Source organism: Fundicoccus sp. Sow4_H7 (assembly GCF_052115865.1).
Lineage (GTDB): Bacteria > Bacillota > Bacilli > Lactobacillales > Aerococcaceae > Fundicoccus_A.
Window position 1 is genome coordinate 1 of sequence record NZ_JBQKME010000021.1, and the last position, 20024, is coordinate 20024.

The following is a 20024-nucleotide window of genomic DNA, read 5'->3' on the forward strand; positions in this document are numbered from 1 at the left end:
TGAGTATGGGATTAAAGATACCGGCATAAAAAAATACCATGTATGATAAGACATCATACATGGTACAAATATTTTGTTTATTTACCTGTCTACTTGACAGGGGGCAGTTCAGCCACTAGTTGAATCTTTTTTAATATATTTAATTACCAATTACCAAGTAATTTCTTCTTCTTTTCCTTCATTCCATAAGAAGTGGAAGGTACCTTCTTTATCAAGGCGGTTATAGGTATGCGCGCCAAAGAAGTCGCGTTGTGCTTGGATAATGTTGGCAGGTAAAACAGCTGAACGGTATGAATCATAATAAGCAATTGCAGCTGAGAAAGTTGGAACCGGAATACCAGCGCTAATCGCTTTTGCTAGAACACTTCTTACAGCGGTATGGTTAGTTGAAACAATATCTAAGAAGTAATCGTCTAACATTAAATTATCTAAGTTAGGATTCTTCTCGAATGCATCTGTAATATTTTGTAAGAATTTTGCACGAATAATACAACCTTCACGCCAAATTTTTGCGATAGCACCAAATGGTAAATCCCAGTTATTTTCTTCGCTGGCAACGCGAAGTTGCGCAAAACCTTGTGCGTAACTCATAATCTTACTGAAGTATAGAGCTTTTCTTATTGCATCGATAAAGTCGGCTTTTTCTTCTTCAGATAATTCAATTTTAGTGTCAGTAGCAGGGATGATTTGACTCGCTTTAACACGTTGGTCTTTTTGCGCTGAAATAAAGCGGGCAAATACCGATTCAGTAATTAAAGATAAAGGCTCACCTAAGTCTAAGGCACTTTGTGATGTCCATTTACCTGTTCCTTTATTTCCTGCGCGGTCCATAATCACGTCAACCATTGGTTGGTCCGTTTCAGGATCAACGGTTCTTAAGATTTGTGTTGTAATTTCCATTAAGAAACTGTCTAATTCGCCTGCATCCCATTCAGCAAAGATATCACCAATTTCTTGAGCAGATAAGCCTAAGCCGCGGTGCATAATATCATAGGATTCTGCAATTAATTGCATATCGCCATATTCAATCCCATTATGAACCATCTTCACATAATGACCGGCTCCGTCTGGTCCAATATAAGTCACGCATGGAGCACCATCTTCTGCTTTGGCAGAAATAGCTTCTAAAATATCTTTTACTAATTCATAAGCCTCTTTCTGTCCACCAGGCATAATGGAAGGACCGAAACGAGCGCCTTCTTCACCACCAGAAATCCCTGTACCAATAAAGTTAATAGCTGAATTTGCTAAATATTGATTACGACGAATGGTATCTTTATAGTAAGTATTTCCACCATCGATTAAAATATCACCTTTATCTAAGTGAGGTAATAAATTTTCGATAGTTTGATCCGTTCCATGACCTGCTTGAACCATTAATAAAATTTTACGTGGTTTTTCAAGAGAATCAATAAATTCCTCAATCGTATAAGTCGCTTTTAATTGCTTACCAGGATTTTCTTCAACGACTTCAGTTGTTTTCCAATCTGTTCGGTTATACAAGGCAACGGTATAGCCACGACTTTCAATGTTTAAGGCAATATTACGCCCCATAACAGCCATACCTACTACACCTATTTGTTGTTTTGTCATAATAGCAAACCTCCTTATAATTAATCCCATTATAACAAAGTAATGAAAGCAATCATAGACATTCATTTTTACTAATTATCCCTAATAAATATCACTGCCACAATACCGCCTTAATCTAAACTATTGCCCAAATGGATTGCAAACGGTTAGAATAGACATATAGATAGAAACAATCAAGGAGGTATATAAATGTTAACGGGAAAGAAAATAGGATTATTTATTACAGGAGGCATCGCCAGTTATAAAATGGCAGAATTGACTCGTCAGCTGATCAAAAAAGGCGCGGTTGTGCGCGTTGTGATGTCAAAAGCTGCGACAGAATTTATTTCACCTTTAACCTTTCAAATACTAACGAAACAGGCCGTTTTAGTAGATACTTTTGATGAAAAAAATCCCGAAGTGGTACAACATATTGAAATGGCTGACTGGTTAGACATGGCTGTCGTTACACCGACAACAGGCAATATCATTGCCAAGATGGCGAATGGTCTAGCTGATGAAATTGTTTCGACAACGCTTTTAGCAGTGGATAAAGCACGGCTAATAGTACCAGCCATGAATACAAAAATGTATGCCAATCCGGCTACACAAAACAATTTAAACAAGCTAAAGTCCTATGGCGACTATATAATGGAGCCCGAAACAGGCTTTCTCGCTGAAGGTTATGAAGGGAAAGGGCGCCTGCCAGAACTAGAAGCCATTGTCCAAATGATAGAATTAGTAATGGCACGCCAATCCTATCCACAGCTTTTAGCCAATAAAAAAGTCGTTATTAGTGTCGGTCCGACCAAAGAAAGAATAGACCCTGTTCGCTTTATCACTAATGATTCGTCTGGAAAGATGGGTTATGCGATGGCAACGGCTGCAAGCTGGCTTGGGGCTGATGTCACGCTTGTCTCAAGTGTTCAACAACTAAGACAACCTCCATTAACCCAACTGATTCCATTTGAAAGTGCCCTGGAGTTACAAGAAGTGATGACAAAAGCTTCAGAAGATGCAGACTATGTGATGATGGTGGCAGCAGTGAGTGACTACCGAGTCGCCCAACAAAGTGATCAAAAAATTAAAAAGCAAAACAATCAATCTGACCACTTAACAATTGATCTGATTGAAAATCCAGATATTTTAAAAGGACTAGCTGAAAATAAGGGTGAAAAAGTCATGATTGGTTTTGCGGCTGAAACGGAAAAGCTGCTTGAATACGCCCAAGCCAAACTCAAAAAGAAAAATGCCGATTGGATCATCGCTAACCAAGTCGGTCACAACAAGGCGACAGGTTTTAATGCGGATAATAACCAAGTGACCCTTCTGTCAACGACTGGCGCGCAACACCCCTTGCCGCTTTTATCGAAACTTGAAACCGCTTTGGAAGCCTGGAAAATTATCGCACAAACCCCTTTAAATAAATAATCCTGCTATAAGCAGAGATATTTATTTTAAAAGTAAAGGAAAGTAGGAAATAGGATGAAAGCGAGTCAAAAGAAAGTAGTACAGTCATACTTTATGAAGATTTTGAACGGTTTAGGGACAGGGACAGTCATTGTCGTTTTACCAGCAGGCTTATTTGGGCAGCTATTTAGACTGTTGCAGCAACAATGGAGTGTTTTTTCAGTATTTTACACTGCAACGCAATTTGTTAGTTCCTTAATGGGGATGGTAAGTGGCGTTATTATCGGTTTGTTGTTTGAATTGAGTCCCTTAGAAGCTGTTTCGGTAGGGCTGGCGGTTATTTTTGCAGGCGGAGCTATCCAGTTTCGTGAGGGTGCCATTGTTATGCAAGGGATGGGCGACATTATTGTTATGGCGGTGACCGCTGCCATAGCTGTAATGTTAGTAAAATTTGTTAGCTATCGTTTGAAAGTTTACCAGTTATTGCTGCTGCCTTCGATTGTGTTATTTGTTGCGGGAGGCATAGGTGCGCTTATCTATCCAACGGTCAGCCAAATTACTACCGCCATTGGTACGGCGATTCAGTATATGCTAGGCTTGCAACCACTAGTTATGGCCTTGTTAATTGCTGCGGCTTTTGCCTTATTGATTATTTCCCCGATTACTTCAGCAGGGGTTGCTATAACCATTGGACTGGTTGGCTTAGGGGCAGGGATTGCAGGGGTAGGGATCAGTGCTGCTGGTCTTGGTTTAGCTCTTGCTGGTCGAAAAGTGAATCCGATTGGGACGTCGATTGCTTTAATTATCGGGTCGCCCAAATTAGCCTTAGCAAATTTTTTGAAAAAGCCGATGATGTTCTTGCCGATGTTAATGAGTGCGGCGGTCAGTGGGGTCGTGGCTATGTATTTAAATATCCAAGGGAATGCCATGAGTGCCGGCTTTGGTTTAAGTGGTTTGTTAGGACCAATCACGCATTTGAGTTTAGTAGACCAGGCTTGGTCGGTAAACCAATTACTCATAACATTCGTTGCCTTTTTTGTTGTGCCGACTTTAATGAATTTGTTATTTATTTATTTGTGTCAAGATGTTTTGCATCTTGTTAAGCCAGAAGATTATGCGATTGTGACGGCTAACTGATTTCATTTTGTTGTGGTGTTTTGTGATATAATAAATACCATCTTGTATATTGAACCCCTAGGAGGAAGTTATGGTTTTATCAGTCCAATCATTGGATAGTGGCTACCGTTCAACCACTGTCCTTAAAAATATTAATTTTGACATGCAAGCTGGCGAAATTGTTGGTTTAATTGGCTTGAATGGTGCAGGGAAATCAACCTTATTGAAAACAATACTTGGGTTAATTACCCCACAAAAAGGCCAAATCGTTATCGACGGGAAAACGATTTTAGACGATCATACACAGTATGCCAAGCATCTCGCTTATATCCCGGAGACCCCTGTTTTGTATGATGAATTAACTTTGAAGGACCACTTAGAAATGACCGCTTTAGGTTATGGAATTCCGTTTGATGAAGTGATGCGACGGGCGCAACCCCTCTTGAAATTGTTCCGTTTGGATAACCATTTAAATTGGTTTCCAGCGTATTTTTCAAAAGGGATGAAGCAAAAAGTGATGATTATTTGTGCCTTTGTCACGGATGCTAATGTGCTCATCATTGATGAACCTTTTTTAGGTTTAGATCCACTCGCCATGCGTCATTTTACCGATTTAATCCGTGAGCGCGCTGCAGCTGGCAGCACGATTTTGTTTACAACACATGTGCTGACCATTGCAGAATCTTTATGTGATTATTATCTCATGTTACAAGCGGGAGAATTGGTCGCGACAGGAACTTTAGAAGAACTCCAAGATCAATTCCAATTGCCACAAGCTGACTTAGAAACGATTTATTTTGCTATGACCCAAACTGGAGGGCTCGCAAGTGAATAATCTAAACTATTTGTGGAAGTCGCGCTTAAATCAATTTCTAAAAGAACTGGGTAAGTATAGCCGTTTGATTTTTAATGACCATTTTTCCATTATTTTATTATTTATTTTAGGTTTTGGTGCTTTCTATTATCGTGAGCAGTTGTTGCGGTTAGAAGCAATGGATCCTTCTAGTATTCGCCTGCCACTAATTTTAATTGTGTTAGGCATTCAAGCAGTCATTTTTTATGTCGGTCGTCCAATTTGGTTTACCCAAGAACCCGACAAGAGTTATTTATTTGCAAGAGGAAAAGGATGGCGCAGTTTTTGGTTGAAAGGAACGGGATTGAGCTTGATTTTGCCCATCCTTTTAAATAGCTTAGTCGCCGTCATTGTCCTCCCACTTTTGACTTTGGCAACAGCTTGGCAAGTGAACCAAACGGTTAGTTTAGTTGTATTGGTAGTCATTTTTAAAGTTTTAAGCCAGTACGATCTCTACTTAAACGCCTTTCGACAAGCAGATAAGCAACACAATATTTGGATGCATCTAGGGATTTTCATCTTAACCATGGGAATTTCATACTTGCTTCCAAATGCTTGGCATTTATGGTTAGTTGTCTTTGTCGCACTCATCTTGGGCATTTATTTGTTTATCGAAACAAAAGCCAGTCAAAAACAACCGATTCAGTTTAACGAAGTGCTAGAAAACGAAGCCTTGCGCGAAAGTCGGTTTTATAAATGGATTTCCATTTTTGCGGATGTTCCAAAACTTAAGCCTTCATTTAAACGTCGTCCTTACTTAGATGGTATCGTTCAACAGTTGAGCCATAGGCTTGGCGACCGCTACAGTTTTCTCTATATTCGAACCTTGTTCCGTAATAATGCCTACAGTGGCATCTGGTTTCGCGTGATGATTTTCGTTGCGGTTTTATTATTGTTTGCACCAAATGTTTGGTTTGCCGCTCTATTAGGGATTATCGGTTTTGTTTTGACCATTGTTCAACTGGTGCCATTGATGAACTACTACCGCGGCAATCCCTATCAACAGCTCTATCCTAATCGCGACATCGATCCGATAAAACCTTTCAAAACAGTAATCGCAGTTATCTTGTTAATCCAATGGTCGGTATTTACTTTAGTGACACTCATTGCCTTATCTTGGCAGACCGACTTATTACTTTGCATAGGCGCTTGGTTCATCGCCATTTTCGCACTAGTTCAGTTTTACCTCCCATTCTGGTATCGAAAACACGGACAAGCTTATTAATAAATATCTCTGCCAAAAATGCTGAACTACTGTCGTAGTTTGGCTTTTTTATTTGCTTTTTTGCAGGCGATTTAGTTGAGTTTCCATCCTAATACCGTTAAAGTTAAATTAGTTTCAAAGAAAATTTTATAGAAAAGGTGAAGAGAAATGAAAAAAATGATGAAGCGTATGGTGGCTAGTTTTACAGCCGTATCATTATTGATTGCCCAAGCACCTGTTGCCATTATGGCACAAACAGAATCTGAAGAAGATGCGTCAACGGAAACCGTTATTGAAGAGGCAGCTTCTGAGGAAACAGACGAAGCGAGTGTAGAATTGACTGAAGAAACAACTGAAGAAGCTGAAGCGACAGAAGAAGCCAATGCCCACCCGTTCGATGACTTAATTGCGAATGGTAATTTGATGGACAATATCTTAGCGGATATTTACGAAGATTTTAAAACAATTATGGAGCAAGTTCAAATACATGATGTGGGACTTTGGACAGGTGAAGGTACAACCATTGATGAAGCAGAAGGTCTGCTAGACCGTGAGTTTATTCGTGAAACGGTTGTTGAAGGCGAAGAATATGTTAGTTACCGTTACTACAATGAAGGTATGGAAGGTGACGATGCAGGTTTAATCGCTGAAATCATGTTATATTTTATTGAAGGAAACCTAGTATACGTAGGTGTCATCCCGATTTCACATACGGTGGAACCATATCAAGTCTTACCAGAATCAGAAATTGAAAACATGTATGATTCCGGTTCAACACTGGAAGAGTTCATTGCGTTAGATCCATTAGTAAGTTCATTTGCCCAGTCTTATTACAACGGCAAGCCTGTTTACATCATTACGACAGCGTCGGGCGAAACCATGGATGAAATCCAAGCAGAGATATTTATTTTCAGTGATGAGACCTTTGAAATGAGCTACTATCTTCCGTATTTAGAAGCCATTGAATTTTTAAACCAAACCATGTTGGAAGTGGCTTTCCAACACTTCTATTCACAAGGCTTAGTGTTTGGTCAAGAAGCGGAAGAATCCACTGAAGAAGCCGCGACAGAAGAAACGGTCGAAGAAGAAGCAACTGATTCAGAATAATCCTCATAATAAATATCACTGCTTATGACGAACAATCAGCATAAACGACAAGCATGTGTTAGAATAGTTCTATAACAAAATAAGCAGGAGTGATTTAATGGAAGTAAATGAAGCTTTACTAACAAGACTAACCCAAGCAAATGGGATTGCTGGCAATGAAAAGGCTATTCGTGAAATCTTTAAAGATGAAACGAAAGATGTGGCAGAAGAATTTGTTATAGATGGGTTGGGCAGTATTTACGGTAAACATACAGGGAATCCTGATGGTCCTCGTGTTTTAATGGCCGGTCATATGGATGAAGTTGGTTTTATGGTTTCACAAATTACCGATAAAGGATTCATTAAATTTGTTCCAATCGGTGGTTGGTGGACACAAGTCGTTTTAGCCCAACAAGTAACCATCACAACCAGTGAAGGTAAAACATTCCATGGTGTGACAGGTTCTAAACCACCACATGTCCTAAATGCTGAAGCGCGTAAAAAACCTGTTGAAATGGATGATATTTTCATTGATCTAGGTGCTGCTTCAAAAGACGAAGTGCTGAGTTGGGGGATTAAACCAGGGGATATGATTACCCCTTATATTGAAACCCGCCGCTTGAATGATTCGCCATTCTTACTTGGCAAGGCGTGGGATAACCGCATCGGTGTAGCAGTAGCGATTGAACTATTAAAAAATGCTGCCGAATCTGGCCATGAAACTGTCTTATATTCAGGTGCAACGGTCCAAGAAGAAGTTGGCTTGCGTGGAGCTAAAACATCGGCTCATTTAATTAAACCAGATTTAGCAATTGCTTTGGATACGGGTATTCCTGGAGACACCCCAGGTATGACCGCTAAAGAGTCTGATAATGCCCTAGGTAAAGGTCCACAAATTATGATCTTTGATCGTTCGATGATTAGCCACAAAGGCTTGCGTGAATTTGTCATTGAGGTGGCTGAATCAGAAAATATCCCTCACCAATTTGCATTTACGCCTGGTGGTGGAACAGATGCAGGTTCATTCCATCAAGCTTTAGATGGAATTCCGTCATTAGCGATCACCATCCCGGTTCGTTATTTACACACTCATACTTCAATTATTCATGAAGATGATTTTATAAATACCGTTAAATTAGTAACAGCGATTCTCAAACGTTTAAATCATGAAAGTTTACAGACGATTTTAGCCAATAACTAGAAAGGAAAGTCAGGCACAATGAAAATATATTGTATTGGATGTGCCGGTGGTTATCCTATGGATGGTCAAGGTACAACTTCTTTTGTTGTGACAGATTCTACTGGCAACTATCATCTACTCATTGATGCTGGAAGTGGATCTGCTATAAATATTGAAAAATATATGGATGTTAGTGAACTCGATGCGATTTGGTTAAGTCATGACCACCCTGATCATGCAGCTGACATTGGTATTTATCAACATTTATTAAAATTGAAAAAACCTGCGCCGAAACAAACCCCTGTCCCAATTTACGTTCATCCCAATTCAGTCTACAAAGATTGGTTAGTGGATGAAAAGGAAAGTAAGGCGGTGGTTTATCAGCCGGATGCCCATTTAGATTTAGGGCCTTTTAGAGCACGATTCATTAAAACAACGCATCCCGTTGAGTGTTATGCGATCCGTTTAACGGAACGTGAAACAGGTAAAAGTTTTGTCTTTACTGCAGATAGCGGCTGGCAAGATTCATTGGTTGAATTTTCTGAAAATGCCGATTTATTAATTGCCGATACGAATTTCTCCAATGAATTAGGTCAAAATCCTATTCATATGACGGCTAAAGATGTGGCAACACTAGCCAATGAAGCGAATGTTAAAACAATTGTTGCCAGTCATATTCCACCTCAAGCAGAAGTTGGAATCATTTTAGGTCAAGTAACAGAAGCGCTAAACGATGGTATCGAATTTTACGAATGCCGTCCAACCGCGTCTTATACTATTTAAATTAAATAAAAACCGTGGGAATCTCTGGAATTGGAGGAGATTCTCACGGTTTTTTGTCGTTATCTAAGGAACGGGGTGGGGGCTAGGCTATTTTTTCCTGTTTTTTGTGTGTTTTGATATTTGGGTGTCAGTAAGGGGCGATCAGACGGAATCCCCCTGTAATCCGTCAGAACTCGCCCTGATCAGACGAAACCTAGCCTGTAATCCGTCAGAACCTGTCCTGATTAGACGAGACCTAGCCAGTAATCCGTCAGATCCTGTCCTGATTAGACGAAACCTAGCCTGTAATCCGTCAGAACTCGCCCTGATCAGACGAAACCTAGCCTGTAATCCGTCAGAACCTGTCCTGATCAGACGAAACCTAGCCTGTAATCCGTCAGAACCCGCCTTGATTAGACGAAACCTAGCCTGTAATCCGTCAGATCCTGTCCTGATTAGACGAAACCTAGCCTGTAATCCGTCAGAACCCGCCCCAAATAGACGAAAACTCTCCTATAATCCGTCAGAACCCAGTTCACCAGCTTTAACCCGCCTTAACCCACCCCCATCATCCCCACCTTGAACTCCCCCACAATACCAAATGATTGTATAATTTTGTCGTATATTAGATACTATTATATAGGAGGGATATTATGCGAAAACATCAAATATATGTTAATGGTCAATGGAAAGATGGATCAAGTGGACAATATACCGATGTCAAAAACCCTGCAACTGAAGAAGTCATTGCGCAAGTTACAACCGGGACAAAGGAAGATGTTGACGAAGCAGTAGCAGCAGCTGCCGCCGCCTTCAACGACTGGAATCAATTAGCTCCAAAAGAACGTGCAAACTACCTGAAAAAAATCCGTCAAGGAATTGAAGAACGAACGGATGAATTAGCAGAAACCATGGTAGCAGAATTAGGCTGCACCATTACATTTGCTAAAGAAACCCAAGTAGGGCTAACGCTTACAGAAATGGATGCGACACTGGAAGAATTTGAAACATTTCAATTCGAAGAGACAATTGATTCGACGTTAATCCTAAAAGAAGGTACAGGCGTCATTGCGGCAATCACCCCTTGGAATTATCCCCTAAACCAAATCCAAAGAAAAATTACACCTGCTTTGTTAGCCGGCAATACCGTCGTTGTAAAACCAGCTAATGAAACACCTTTAGCGGCGATCATTTATGCAGAAATAATTGAAGCCGCTGGCTTACCAGCAGGGGTATTTAATTTGGTTACCGGAAAAGGAAGTGACGCTGGTGACTATTTAGCTGGGCATTCGGATGTCGCCTTGATTTCATTTACAGGATCAACGGAGGTTGGGCGTGGTTTATATGAAAAAGCAGCCCCACAAATTAAACGACTCGTGTTGGAATTAGGTGGGAAATCAGCCATGATATACCTAGAAGGTGGCGATTTGGAAGTAGCGGTTAAACAAGTTTCGGATACAATTATTAATAACTCTGGCCAATCTTGTTCAGCTCTAACGCGCCTGCTTGTACCTAAAAACCAACTCAATACCGTTAAAGAAACATTGTTGAACTACTTCAATGAACATGCCGTGCTAGGCGATCCAACAAAAGAGGAAACTACCATTGGCCCCATGTCATCTGAAAAGCAATTCAATACGGTGCTCGACTATATTGAAAAAGGAAAAGCGGAAGGCGCGAACGTGCTTATCGGAGGAAAAGCCGTTGAAGGAAAAGGGTATTTTATTGAACCGACCATCTTCACCGACGTTACCAATGATATGACCATTGCACGCGAAGAAATTTTTGGCCCCGTTCTAACCGTGATTAGCTATGATACTGTGGAAGACGCGATCGCAATCGCCAATGACTCTGATTACGGCTTGAGTGGCGCAGTCGTCGGTCCAGCGGAAGAAGCCGAAAGAGTTGCCCGCCAATTACGAACGGGAAATGTCTATGTTAACAATGGAGCTCGTAACTCAAAAGCCCCTTTTGGCGGCTACAAAGAATCCGGCATTGGTCGCGAAAATGGACTTTACGGATTAGAAGACTACTTAGAAATCAAAGCCCTTTTTAAATAAATTTCACTGCTATAAAACTCTCATCTAAATAAAAATAAAATGGCCGTCATAAACGCTAGCTTGTATAGCGCTTATGACGGCTTTTTATGCACGGATTTAATTTAATTTTAATGACAACAAAACTTTTATTGCAGTGATATTTACTTAATATAATGATGGAAACACATCGAAAAAAATCAATCGCTAAACAAAAACTAATAAAACTCATCTAAATTTAATAAAACTATTGACTTGTGTATTTCCTCTCTCTATAATTGAGACAACTTATTTTTGTTTCAAAAGAAGTAAGTAAAATTTAGGAGGTTACCCTATGAAGCTTAAGTTCAAAAAAATAGTTCAAGCTGTTGTAGCTACAACGATGTTGGCGTCAGCCGCATTGCCATTAGCGAGTGTCAGTGCACAAGATGAAAATGTTTTACGTGTCCAATTTGATGTAGAGATTGCATCCTTAGACCCAAATATTGCAACCGACGGAACATCCATGGAAGTGATAGCTTCCCTTCAGGAAGGTTTAGTGACGCGGGATGCGAATGGAGACTTTGTAGGAGCAGCAGCGGAAAGTTATGAAACCAATGAAGAAGAAACAGTTTATACCTTTAAATTACGTGAAGATGCCGTTTGGTCAAATGGAACGCCAGTAACGGCAAATGACTTTGTATTTAGTTGGCAAAGATTAGCCGATCCTGCGACAGCCGCTGAATATTCATTTATCCTAGATACGGCTGGGGTGGTTAATGCAGCAGCGGTAACAGCTGGAGAAGCAGATCCTAGCGAATTAGGGGTAGTGGCATTAGATGACTATACTTTAGAAGTTACGCTTAATCGCGCTACACCATACTTCTTAAGTTTAATGGCGTTTACGCCGTTCTTCCCAATTAACCAAGAGTTCTTTGAGTCAACTGATGGCCAATTTGCAACATCAGTTGAAACAACTATTTCAAACGGTGCTTTTGTTTTATCTAGTTATACACCAGCAGGGGCAACAACAGAACTAGTGAAAAACAATGATTATTATGATGCGGACGCTATTTCATTAGATGGCATTCGTTTCCAAGTCATCAAAGATTCACAACAAGCTGTCTTAGCCTACCAAACAGGTCAATTAGATTTAACTAATATCTCTGGTGAGCAAGTCATGTTATTTGCCCAAGATCCAGAGTTCCAAAGTGTTGAACAAGGTTATTTGTGGTTCTTATCACCAAATGCTGAACAAGAAGACTTAGCAAACCAAGATTTCCGTCTAGCTTTAGCAAAAGCCTTCAACCGTGAAACAATTACAGAAAACGTCCTAAAAGATGGTTCAATTCCTGCTACTTTCTTTATACCGCAAGGATTAGTTGATGCACCGGATGGGAATGACTACCGTGATTTTGCTGGTCGTGATTTAATGGTTACCAATGAAGAAGAAGCCAAAGCGCATTTAGAAGCAGCCAAAGAAGCTTTAGGAAAAGATTCTTTCGTTATTGGCTTGTTAGTTGAAGATACAGAAGCATCCATTAATGTGGCGCAATCGCTTGAAGCACAAATTGAGACTGTCCTTGAAGGTGTCGATATCCAAATCGAGCAAACACCGAAGAAAAACCGTTTAGACCGTATGCGTGCAGGTGATTTCGATGTAGCCTTAACTCGTTGGGGACCAGACTACGCGGATCCATCAACTTACTTACAATTATTAACGACGGATAGTAACTACAATGATGCACGTTATTCAAACGAAACATTTGATGCTGATTTTGTTGAAATCCAAACAGGCGAATTAACGACAGATCCAGAAGGTCGTTTTGCAAAAATGGCTGAAATGGAAGCTCTAGCCTTATCAGAGGCGGCAGTTTTACCTGTCTACCAAGCAGCTTCTGCTGTCTTGAAAAGAGCAAATGTTGACGGTATCCAATTCTATGCGGTTGGTACACCTCGCTTATTCAAATATGCAACAAAACAATAATTGAATCTTAAGTGAACATGATGTTTATACCAATGAAGTCAGAATGTATGTTCTGACTTCATTCTATTTACACCACTTTTCTCTGAAAGTTAGAAAGGATTTTTTTGATGAATAAATATCTGATTCGTCGCTTAATCATTTCATTGGCGACTTTACTGCTAATCATATTTATTTTGTTTCTACTACTACAGTTAATGCCAGGCTCCCCTTTTAATGATGAGCGGATTACACCAGAACAAAGGGCGTTAATGGATATCCGTTATGGCTTGGATAAGCCCGTTTTGGTTCAGTTTTTTAATTATGTAAAAAATATGCTGACAGGAGATTTAGGTGTTTCTTATTCTATCTCTCGTGATGTTCCGGTGACGACTCTATTATCTAGCCGTTTACCAATTTCATTTGAATTAGGATTTTGGGCGGTGTTAGCTGGAACGGTTATGGGCTTAATCTTTGGTTCTGTCGCTGCTTTTAATCAAAATTCAATATGGGATACACTTGCGACCATCCTTTCGGTTATTGGGGTGAGTGTGCCTTCTTATGTATTTGCCCTCGGCTTATCATATACTTTTGGTTTTAGATGGCAAATATTTCCCATCTTATTTAACTTAAATACCAAGGGCATGAGTATGGTGTTACCAGTCATTGCCTTGAGTCTTTTTACTATGGCTTCGATTGCACGCTTTACCCGAACTGAAATGATTGAGGTATTACAAACCGATTATATTCAGTTGGCTGAAAGTAAAGGAGTCACTGGATGGCGCTTGTTTTATAAACACGTTTTAAGAAATGCCAGTATCCCTATTTTGACAGTATTAGCTCCATTAGTAGTGGGGCTTATGACGGGTTCGATGGTTGTGGAGCAAATTTTCTCTATTCCAGGTTTAGGACAGTTATTGGTACAAGCCATTCAGTCTAATGACTTTAACATCGTGATGGGCATTTCATTTATTTATTCGGCTTTATTTATTTTTGTTATGTTTGTCGTCGATGTCTTGTATGGAATATTAGATCCACGCATTCGTTTGTCAGGAGGCGATTAATATGTCAGAAAATAAATTAACTGCTGAGATGAATTTTTTAGCCGATGATTTTTTGTGGGCAGATAAAAAAGATGATAACAGCCATCAAGAAATATTTGTTAAAGAATCTTCCTGGAAACAATTTAAAACAAGCTTTTCAAAAAATAAAGGTTCCGTTTTTGGTTTGGTAATGATTATTATCATCGTATTTTTTGCGCTTTTGGGACCTTATATGAATGAATATGGAATGAATCAACAAATAACGGGGAATGAAAACATGGCGCCTCGTATCCAAGGTATCGAACAACTCGGTGTTTTTGATGGTAGTCAGACATTTAATACATCAACAGGTTCTATGACCATTAATCGATATGAGACGAATCCAAATGCTGCGGATACTTATTATTGGTTTGGGTCCGATGTGTTAGGCAGAGATATTTTTACAAGGGTTTGGGAAGGGACACGGATTTCTTTATATATTGCACTTATCGCGGTGATTGTCGATGTATTTATTGGGATGATTTATGGTCTGGTTTCCGGCTATTTTGGTGGCCGCGTGGATATGGTGATGCAACGCTTCATTGAAATTTTAAATGGAATTCCTAGTTTAGTTATTGTTACCTTGCTCATTGTTGTTTTGGAACCAGGTATTTTGAGTATTACGATTGCCATCTCATTGACAGGTTGGATTGGGATGTCAAGAGTTGCGAGGGCGCAGATGTTAAAGCTGAAAGAGCGAGAGTATGTGCTAGCGGCGCGAACACTTGGGGCCAGACCGATGACAATTATTTTTAAAGAAATTTTGCCAAATATTTTTGCCCAGCTGATTATTATGTCTATGTTCTCGGTGCCAAATGCCATCTTTACTGAATCCTTTTTAGCTTTTATTGGGCTTGGGGTACCCATGCCGAATGCTTCTTTAGGTTCTTTAATTAGTGATTCCTTTAAGTCCTTCTTAAATGCACCTTATATGATTATTCCGCCCGTATTGGTTTTATCCCTAACGATGTTAAGTTTTAACTTATTGGCAGACGGCTTACGTGATGCCCTTGATCCAACAATGAAGGAGGTTTAGACATGACAAGACAGAAAATATTAGAAATGCGAGACTTAAGCGTGTCTTTTAAAACCAATCAAGGTTCAGTAGAGGCCATACGTGGAGTCGACTTAGATTTATACCGCGGAGAAACACTTGCGATTGTGGGGGAATCCGGTTCAGGAAAGTCTGTAACAGTCAAAACAATTATGGGGATTTTAGCCAATAACCAACAAATAAATACCGGTGTGATTGACTATTCCTATGAAGCTAATGGCAAGGTGAATTCCGTTGATTTATTGAAAATCAGCAAAAAAGAAATGCGCCGTCGTTTTAATGGTAAGCGGATTGCGATGGTCTTTCAAGACCCAATGACTTCGCTTAATCCAACCATGCCGATTGGCGAACAAATTATGGAAGGAATGTTTGTCCACTACAACACTCCTAAAAAGCAAGCGTGCGAAAAAGCTTTACGCTTATTAGAACTTGTAGGGATTTCAAATGGGGAAGAACGATTCATGCAATATCCCCACCAATTATCAGGAGGGATGCGGCAAAGAGTGGTCATTGCGATTGCCTTAGCTTGTGATCCAGAAATACTGATTTGTGATGAACCGACAACAGCCTTAGATGTTACTATCCAAAGTAAGATATTGGATTTAATTAATATGATTCAAAAGAAGAATAATATCGCAGTAATTTATATTACCCATGATTTAGGGGTGGTATCGAAAGTAGCAGACTATGTTAACGTTATGTATGCTGGACGCATTGTAGAAAAAGGGACGGTAAATGAAATCTTTTATAAGCCAAAACATCCCTATACCTGGGGGCTTTTATCGGCAATGCCTGATATTAATACCTCTTCAGATAAGTTATATGCTATACCAGGGAATCCACCGAACTTAGCTCACCACAAACAGGGCGATCCTTTCTACATTCGTAACGACTATGCCTTAAATATTGACAAAAGAATCGAGCCGCCTATGTATCAAGTGTCACCGACGCATTATGTCGCAAGTTGGTTAATGCATGAAAAAGCTCCAAAAGTAGAAATGCCAGAAGCCCTCCGTGAGCGAATTGAACAAATGAAATTGGAGGCGAACAAATATGAACGAGTATAAAAGACCTCTATTAGATGTAAAGAACTTAAACCAACATTTTCGTGTTAACAAAAAGTTTACGGTCAAAGCGGTTAATGGTGTAAGTTTTCAAATTGAACACGGGGAAACTTATGGCCTAGTGGGAGAGTCAGGATCAGGTAAATCGACAATCGGTCGTTCTTTGATTCGCCTATACAATCCCACTTCTGGCTCGATTGTTTTTGATGAAAAAGAAATGGCGGGTAAATTAGATAAACAACGTGAAAGCTTTTTGCGTACCAATATGCAGATGATATTCCAAGATCCGATGGCAAGTTTGAATCCGCGTAAAAAAGTGATCGACATTATTACACAAGGCTTGGGAATTCAAGGCTTATATGACTCTACAGAAGAACGTGTGGCTAAAGGGTTGGAAACTTTAGAGCAAGTTGGCTTATCAAGAGAATTTGCCAATCGTTTTCCTCACCAATTTTCAGGAGGTCAACGCCAGAGAGTTGGGATTGCGCGTGCCTTAATTATGAACCCGCAACTCGTCATTGCCGATGAAGCCATCAGTGCACTGGATGTGTCAATCCAAGCGCAAATTGTCAATTTGTTAAAAGATATTCAAGAAGAACGGCGTCTGTCTTACTTATTTATTGCCCATGATTTATCCATGGTTAAATATATTTCAGATCGGATCGGTGTCTTGCATCGGGGATATTTATTAGAGACGGGAACGAAGGAGGAGATTTTCAATAATCCAATTCATCCATACACCCGCTCGCTCTTATCTGCCATCCCACATCCGAATCCGATAACGGAAAAGCACCGAAAATCGCTTCACTACAGCTATGAGGGGAGTGGTTTCAACTATGCTTTGGGAGAAGAGCATAAACTTTCACAGACCCATTCAGTTTGGGTTGAACCTTCCATGCTGGACAAAGTTTTAGCAGAAGCCAAAGCTGTCCCTCTCAATTAAAATAAATATCACTGCAAAAAAACCCGCCTGCTTTTTAAGTAGGCGGGTTTTGCAGTTGAAGGTTAAAAACCATCTGTATTAAATTGCACTTCTGGATATAGCTGTTCTAATACCCAGCGACCAACTGGCCGTTGAGTACCGACACCAGGATAACGATGCAAAGTAATCATCGGATTAAAGTTTGCCTCGATGACACTATAGTTTGTTTCCTTTGCTTCTTGAGTATAGTCTTCCATAATAATATCCACACCGCAGAAGTTAGCGCCAAGCGCTTGGGAAGCGGCTTCTGCGATTTTTTTGTAGGACTCATGGACCTCATCGGTACGATCAATGGATAAGCCACCTGTTGAGATATTACTGTTTTTACGTAAATAAATAACTTCTTCTTTTTCAGGGATGCTATCCATCGTCATGCCAACTTCTTCTAAAACACTCATCTCTGCTTCACCTTTTTCAATATAGGTTAAGGGCGCTAAGTGTTTCTTTCCTCTTGAAGGATCTTGATTGACAACATCGATGAGTTGACTAATTGTTGAACGTCCATCGCCAATGATTTGAGCAGGTTGGCGTTCGACAACGGCTTTAACTGCTTTGTTTTGAACATAGAAACGTAATTCAGTTCCTTTAGCAAATGCCTCCAATAGGACGGTTGCATCTTCTTTAAAAGCAAATTCAAGAGCTTTATCGAAACGGTCTTGGCTTGGTTTGGTCTCGAAAATCGTAATACCTAAGCCATAATTGGTGTTTTTAGGTTTTATAACGAAGGCATCCATCTTTAATTGATGATAATATGCTCTACCTTCGTCAATGGAATTAAAACTAAGTCCTTTAGGAACACTGATTCCTGCTTTTTCTAAAAGGATTTTGGTTGCTACTTTGTTTTCCATTAAAAAGTAAGAGATTAAAGTGTCTTGACGAGTCATGTTACCATTTTTTACATATTCAGTATGGCCATCATAGTCTAAACGGATAAGGTTTTCTTGGGCATCAATAATTGTTACTTCAATTCCGTGACGCACTGCTTCTTTAATAACATCTTGAGTTGATAGTTCAAATGCTTCAAAACCATGCAATGAATAAGGGCGGGCTAAGTAGGTTCTTTGATGTTCTTTTGCAAGCTGCATCCCGAAATCTAGAAAGCGACTGGGCGTTTCGATAATATTATACAGTTGACCACTTAAAGTAAGTTCCGGTTGTTTTAACAAGCGACTCTTTTTAGTAACAATATCAACCATTGATTCCTCGACCATATGATAGTCATCTAGCACTTTTGCCAGTTCATACATTTTCGCAAATATAAATTCAGCTTCAGTGATATTTATTGGTGGGTCTAAAGGAGAGCCTTCGGCTGTTTTGTATTGAAAGTCTTGACCAACTGCAATTTCCTCATCGGTTAAAATATCATCTATATATAGGAGCGTTAATATGAAAAGACGTATAAACTCCATATCCTCTTGCGTAATACCGTAAGGGGCAAATGGGTTTATATCAAAGTTACGGAGCTCTAAGTAATCAATTCCTTTATTTAAAAGTTGACGTACTGGTTGGCTACGTCTAAAACGGACATCACGATACAATTCTTTTTCGACAGAAAGTTCTTTGTTTTCTACTGCTGCCTCTAAGCTATTCACAAAAGCTTCGAGAGATTCGTAGCTAATGTTAATTGAAGCATCGTTTTGATAACCATAGCGACTCTGTCGAATAGAACGCATAGTTGTTTTGTGAGGTTTACCGTATAGATTGGTACGATAACTACTATCCACAAATGGTGAAGCTGCTAATAGATAAGTTAAAATCCAGCGATACCGCATAAAATTACGGGCTAATTTTGAATAAATATCGTTGCTATATTCAATTAAAGAAGAATCAGCTGGGCAATATGCTTCAATGACTTCTGGATTAATCTTAAAGTTATAATGGATTCCAGACACTAACTGGACATCCTTACCATAGTAGTCCGCCAAATATTCACGGTATTGTCTTTCTACGACATTTGTTAATTGGGCAACTTTGATTTCGCCTCGGTTCTCAGGAATAAGTGCCGGCATACTAAATGGCCAAATTAACTCCTCATTTTTTTCATTAGTCTGGGCTACGATTTGGTGAGTCGCAGCCAGCCACTGAATAATTTCTTCAGTAGAATTAGAAGGGGGAGTAATAAATTCTAATTGATTTTCACCGAAATCTGTTTGAATATAAGGCTGATGATTTCGATCACCCCATTCTGGAGAATGAGCCAGCATAGAATGTGATCCGTCATGAGTAATTCGGATACTTTCACGTTCGATACCGATGGTACTCTTCCATAGAGTAATAATATCTTCTAGTTTTAAAGGTAATAGTTGGTTTTTCATTTAATCCCTCGTTAAATTAATATTCAATACACTATATTATACCCAAGTAGCAAAAAAAGTGTTATAATAATAATTCAACAGAACAATTATTATTTTAAAACATAAAATAGCTTGCTTTAAAGCTGATAATATAGTGTTTATTAATAGAAATTAACTTTGTTTGAAAAAAGTTAAGAAAAAGTGTTGACTTAAATCTAACTAGATGATATTATTATTTTCGTTGCTGCAAGAGACCAAAAGCTCGCGCAACAGTCACTGAAAAAAGATTTTAAAATAAATCAAAAAAACAGTTGACACCCAAAACAGAACATAGTAATATATAGAAGTTGTCACTTGGACAACAAAGCTCATTGAAAACTGAACAAA

15 protein-coding genes are annotated in these 20024 nt (G+C 39.4%); 13 read left to right on the forward strand and 2 right to left on the reverse strand.

Annotated elements, in window-relative coordinates; translation table 11 throughout:
• Positions 1 to 150 precede the first annotated feature (150 nt).
• Complete coding sequence (gndA, locus tag ACTQ54_RS12135) at positions 151 to 1593, reverse strand: NADP-dependent phosphogluconate dehydrogenase (RefSeq protein WP_441757202.1); 1443 nt, start codon at positions 1591 to 1593, stop codon at positions 151 to 153.
• A 189-nt stretch (positions 1594 to 1782) separates the two neighbouring features.
• Between gndA and coaBC the strand changes: the two genes are divergently transcribed.
• The 13 genes from coaBC (at position 1783) to ACTQ54_RS12200 (ending at position 17304) form a co-directional block, all read left to right on the forward strand.
• A complete protein-coding gene (gene coaBC / locus ACTQ54_RS12140; RefSeq protein WP_441757203.1) occupies positions 1783 to 3003 on the forward strand; it encodes a bifunctional phosphopantothenoylcysteine decarboxylase/phosphopantothenate--cysteine ligase CoaBC in 1221 nt (406 codons plus the stop codon).
• Between the two features lie 54 nt (positions 3004 to 3057).
• Positions 3058 to 4119, forward strand: coding sequence for a PTS sugar transporter subunit IIC (locus ACTQ54_RS12145; protein WP_441757204.1), 1062 nt, complete (start codon positions 3058 to 3060; stop codon positions 4117 to 4119).
• A gap of 70 nt (positions 4120 to 4189) precedes the next feature.
• Positions 4190 to 4933 carry an ABC transporter ATP-binding protein gene (locus tag ACTQ54_RS12150; RefSeq protein WP_441757205.1) on the forward strand — a complete coding sequence of 248 codons (744 nt, stop codon included), beginning with the start codon at positions 4190 to 4192 and terminating at the stop codon, positions 4931 to 4933.
• The gene (locus ACTQ54_RS12155) at positions 4926 to 6176 is read left to right on the forward strand and encodes an ABC transporter permease (RefSeq protein WP_441757206.1); all 1251 of its coding nucleotides are present in this window, start codon (positions 4926 to 4928) and stop codon (positions 6174 to 6176) included. The genes ACTQ54_RS12150 and ACTQ54_RS12155 overlap by 8 nt, the downstream gene beginning before the upstream one ends.
• A gap of 147 nt (positions 6177 to 6323) precedes the next feature.
• On the forward strand, positions 6324 to 7262 hold the full coding sequence (locus ACTQ54_RS12160) for a hypothetical protein (protein ID WP_441757207.1): 939 nt from the start codon (positions 6324 to 6326) through the stop codon (positions 7260 to 7262).
• 97 nt (positions 7263 to 7359) lie between these two features.
• Positions 7360 to 8442, forward strand: coding sequence for a M42 family metallopeptidase (locus tag ACTQ54_RS12165; RefSeq protein ID WP_441757208.1), 1083 nt, complete (start codon positions 7360 to 7362; stop codon positions 8440 to 8442).
• A gap of 18 nt (positions 8443 to 8460) precedes the next feature.
• Positions 8461 to 9204: an MBL fold metallo-hydrolase gene (locus ACTQ54_RS12170; protein ID WP_441757209.1), complete on the forward strand. Its 744-nt coding sequence runs from the start codon at positions 8461 to 8463 to the stop codon at positions 9202 to 9204.
• Between the two features lie 632 nt (positions 9205 to 9836).
• A complete protein-coding gene (locus tag ACTQ54_RS12175; RefSeq protein ID WP_441757210.1) occupies positions 9837 to 11243 on the forward strand; it encodes an aldehyde dehydrogenase family protein in 1407 nt (468 codons plus the stop codon).
• A 310-nt stretch (positions 11244 to 11553) separates the two neighbouring features.
• Complete coding sequence (locus ACTQ54_RS12180; protein ID WP_441757211.1) at positions 11554 to 13185, forward strand: peptide ABC transporter substrate-binding protein; 1632 nt, start codon at positions 11554 to 11556, stop codon at positions 13183 to 13185.
• 107 nt (positions 13186 to 13292) lie between these two features.
• Positions 13293 to 14225 carry an ABC transporter permease gene (locus ACTQ54_RS12185; protein ID WP_441757212.1) on the forward strand — a complete coding sequence of 311 codons (933 nt, stop codon included), beginning with the start codon at positions 13293 to 13295 and terminating at the stop codon, positions 14223 to 14225.
• A 1-nt stretch (position 14226) separates the two neighbouring features.
• Positions 14227 to 15279, forward strand: a complete 1053-nt coding sequence (locus ACTQ54_RS12190) for an ABC transporter permease (RefSeq protein WP_441757213.1) — start codon at positions 14227 to 14229, stop codon at positions 15277 to 15279.
• 2 nt (positions 15280 to 15281) lie between these two features.
• On the forward strand, positions 15282 to 16364 hold the full coding sequence (locus ACTQ54_RS12195; RefSeq protein ID WP_441757214.1) for an ABC transporter ATP-binding protein: 1083 nt from the start codon (positions 15282 to 15284) through the stop codon (positions 16362 to 16364).
• Positions 16351 to 17304 carry an ATP-binding cassette domain-containing protein gene (locus tag ACTQ54_RS12200; RefSeq protein WP_441757215.1) on the forward strand — a complete coding sequence of 318 codons (954 nt, stop codon included), beginning with the start codon at positions 16351 to 16353 and terminating at the stop codon, positions 17302 to 17304. Before ACTQ54_RS12195 ends, ACTQ54_RS12200 begins: the two co-directional genes overlap by 14 nt.
• Positions 17305 to 17366: 62 nt before the next feature.
• On the opposite strand, the gene gshAB is transcribed toward ACTQ54_RS12200, so the two are convergent.
• Positions 17367 to 19658, reverse strand: coding sequence for a bifunctional glutamate--cysteine ligase GshA/glutathione synthetase GshB (gene gshAB / locus ACTQ54_RS12205; RefSeq protein WP_441757216.1), 2292 nt, complete (start codon positions 19656 to 19658; stop codon positions 17367 to 17369).
• Between the last annotated feature and the right edge of the window lie 366 nt (positions 19659 to 20024).

Coding starts and splice junctions, on each gene's coding strand:
- gndA (WP_441757202.1), bottom strand. CDS start 1,593: ATGACAAAACAACAAATAGGTGTAGTAGGTATGGCTGTTATGGGGCGT.
- coaBC (WP_441757203.1), top strand. CDS start 1,783: ATGTTAACGGGAAAGAAAATAGGATTATTTATTACAGGAGGCATCGCC.
- ACTQ54_RS12145 (WP_441757204.1), top strand. CDS start 3,058: ATGAAAGCGAGTCAAAAGAAAGTAGTACAGTCATACTTTATGAAGATT.
- ACTQ54_RS12150 (WP_441757205.1), top strand. CDS start 4,190: ATGGTTTTATCAGTCCAATCATTGGATAGTGGCTACCGTTCAACCACT.
- ACTQ54_RS12160 (WP_441757207.1), top strand. CDS start 6,324: ATGAAAAAAATGATGAAGCGTATGGTGGCTAGTTTTACAGCCGTATCA.
- ACTQ54_RS12165 (WP_441757208.1), top strand. CDS start 7,360: ATGGAAGTAAATGAAGCTTTACTAACAAGACTAACCCAAGCAAATGGG.
- ACTQ54_RS12170 (WP_441757209.1), top strand. CDS start 8,461: ATGAAAATATATTGTATTGGATGTGCCGGTGGTTATCCTATGGATGGT.
- ACTQ54_RS12175 (WP_441757210.1), top strand. CDS start 9,837: ATGCGAAAACATCAAATATATGTTAATGGTCAATGGAAAGATGGATCA.
- ACTQ54_RS12180 (WP_441757211.1), top strand. CDS start 11,554: ATGAAGCTTAAGTTCAAAAAAATAGTTCAAGCTGTTGTAGCTACAACG.
- ACTQ54_RS12185 (WP_441757212.1), top strand. CDS start 13,293: ATGAATAAATATCTGATTCGTCGCTTAATCATTTCATTGGCGACTTTA.
- ACTQ54_RS12190 (WP_441757213.1), top strand. CDS start 14,227: ATGTCAGAAAATAAATTAACTGCTGAGATGAATTTTTTAGCCGATGAT.
- ACTQ54_RS12195 (WP_441757214.1), top strand. CDS start 15,282: ATGACAAGACAGAAAATATTAGAAATGCGAGACTTAAGCGTGTCTTTT.
- ACTQ54_RS12200 (WP_441757215.1), top strand. CDS start 16,351: ATGAACGAGTATAAAAGACCTCTATTAGATGTAAAGAACTTAAACCAA.
- gshAB (WP_441757216.1), bottom strand. CDS start 19,658: ATGAAAAACCAACTATTACCTTTAAAACTAGAAGATATTATTACTCTA.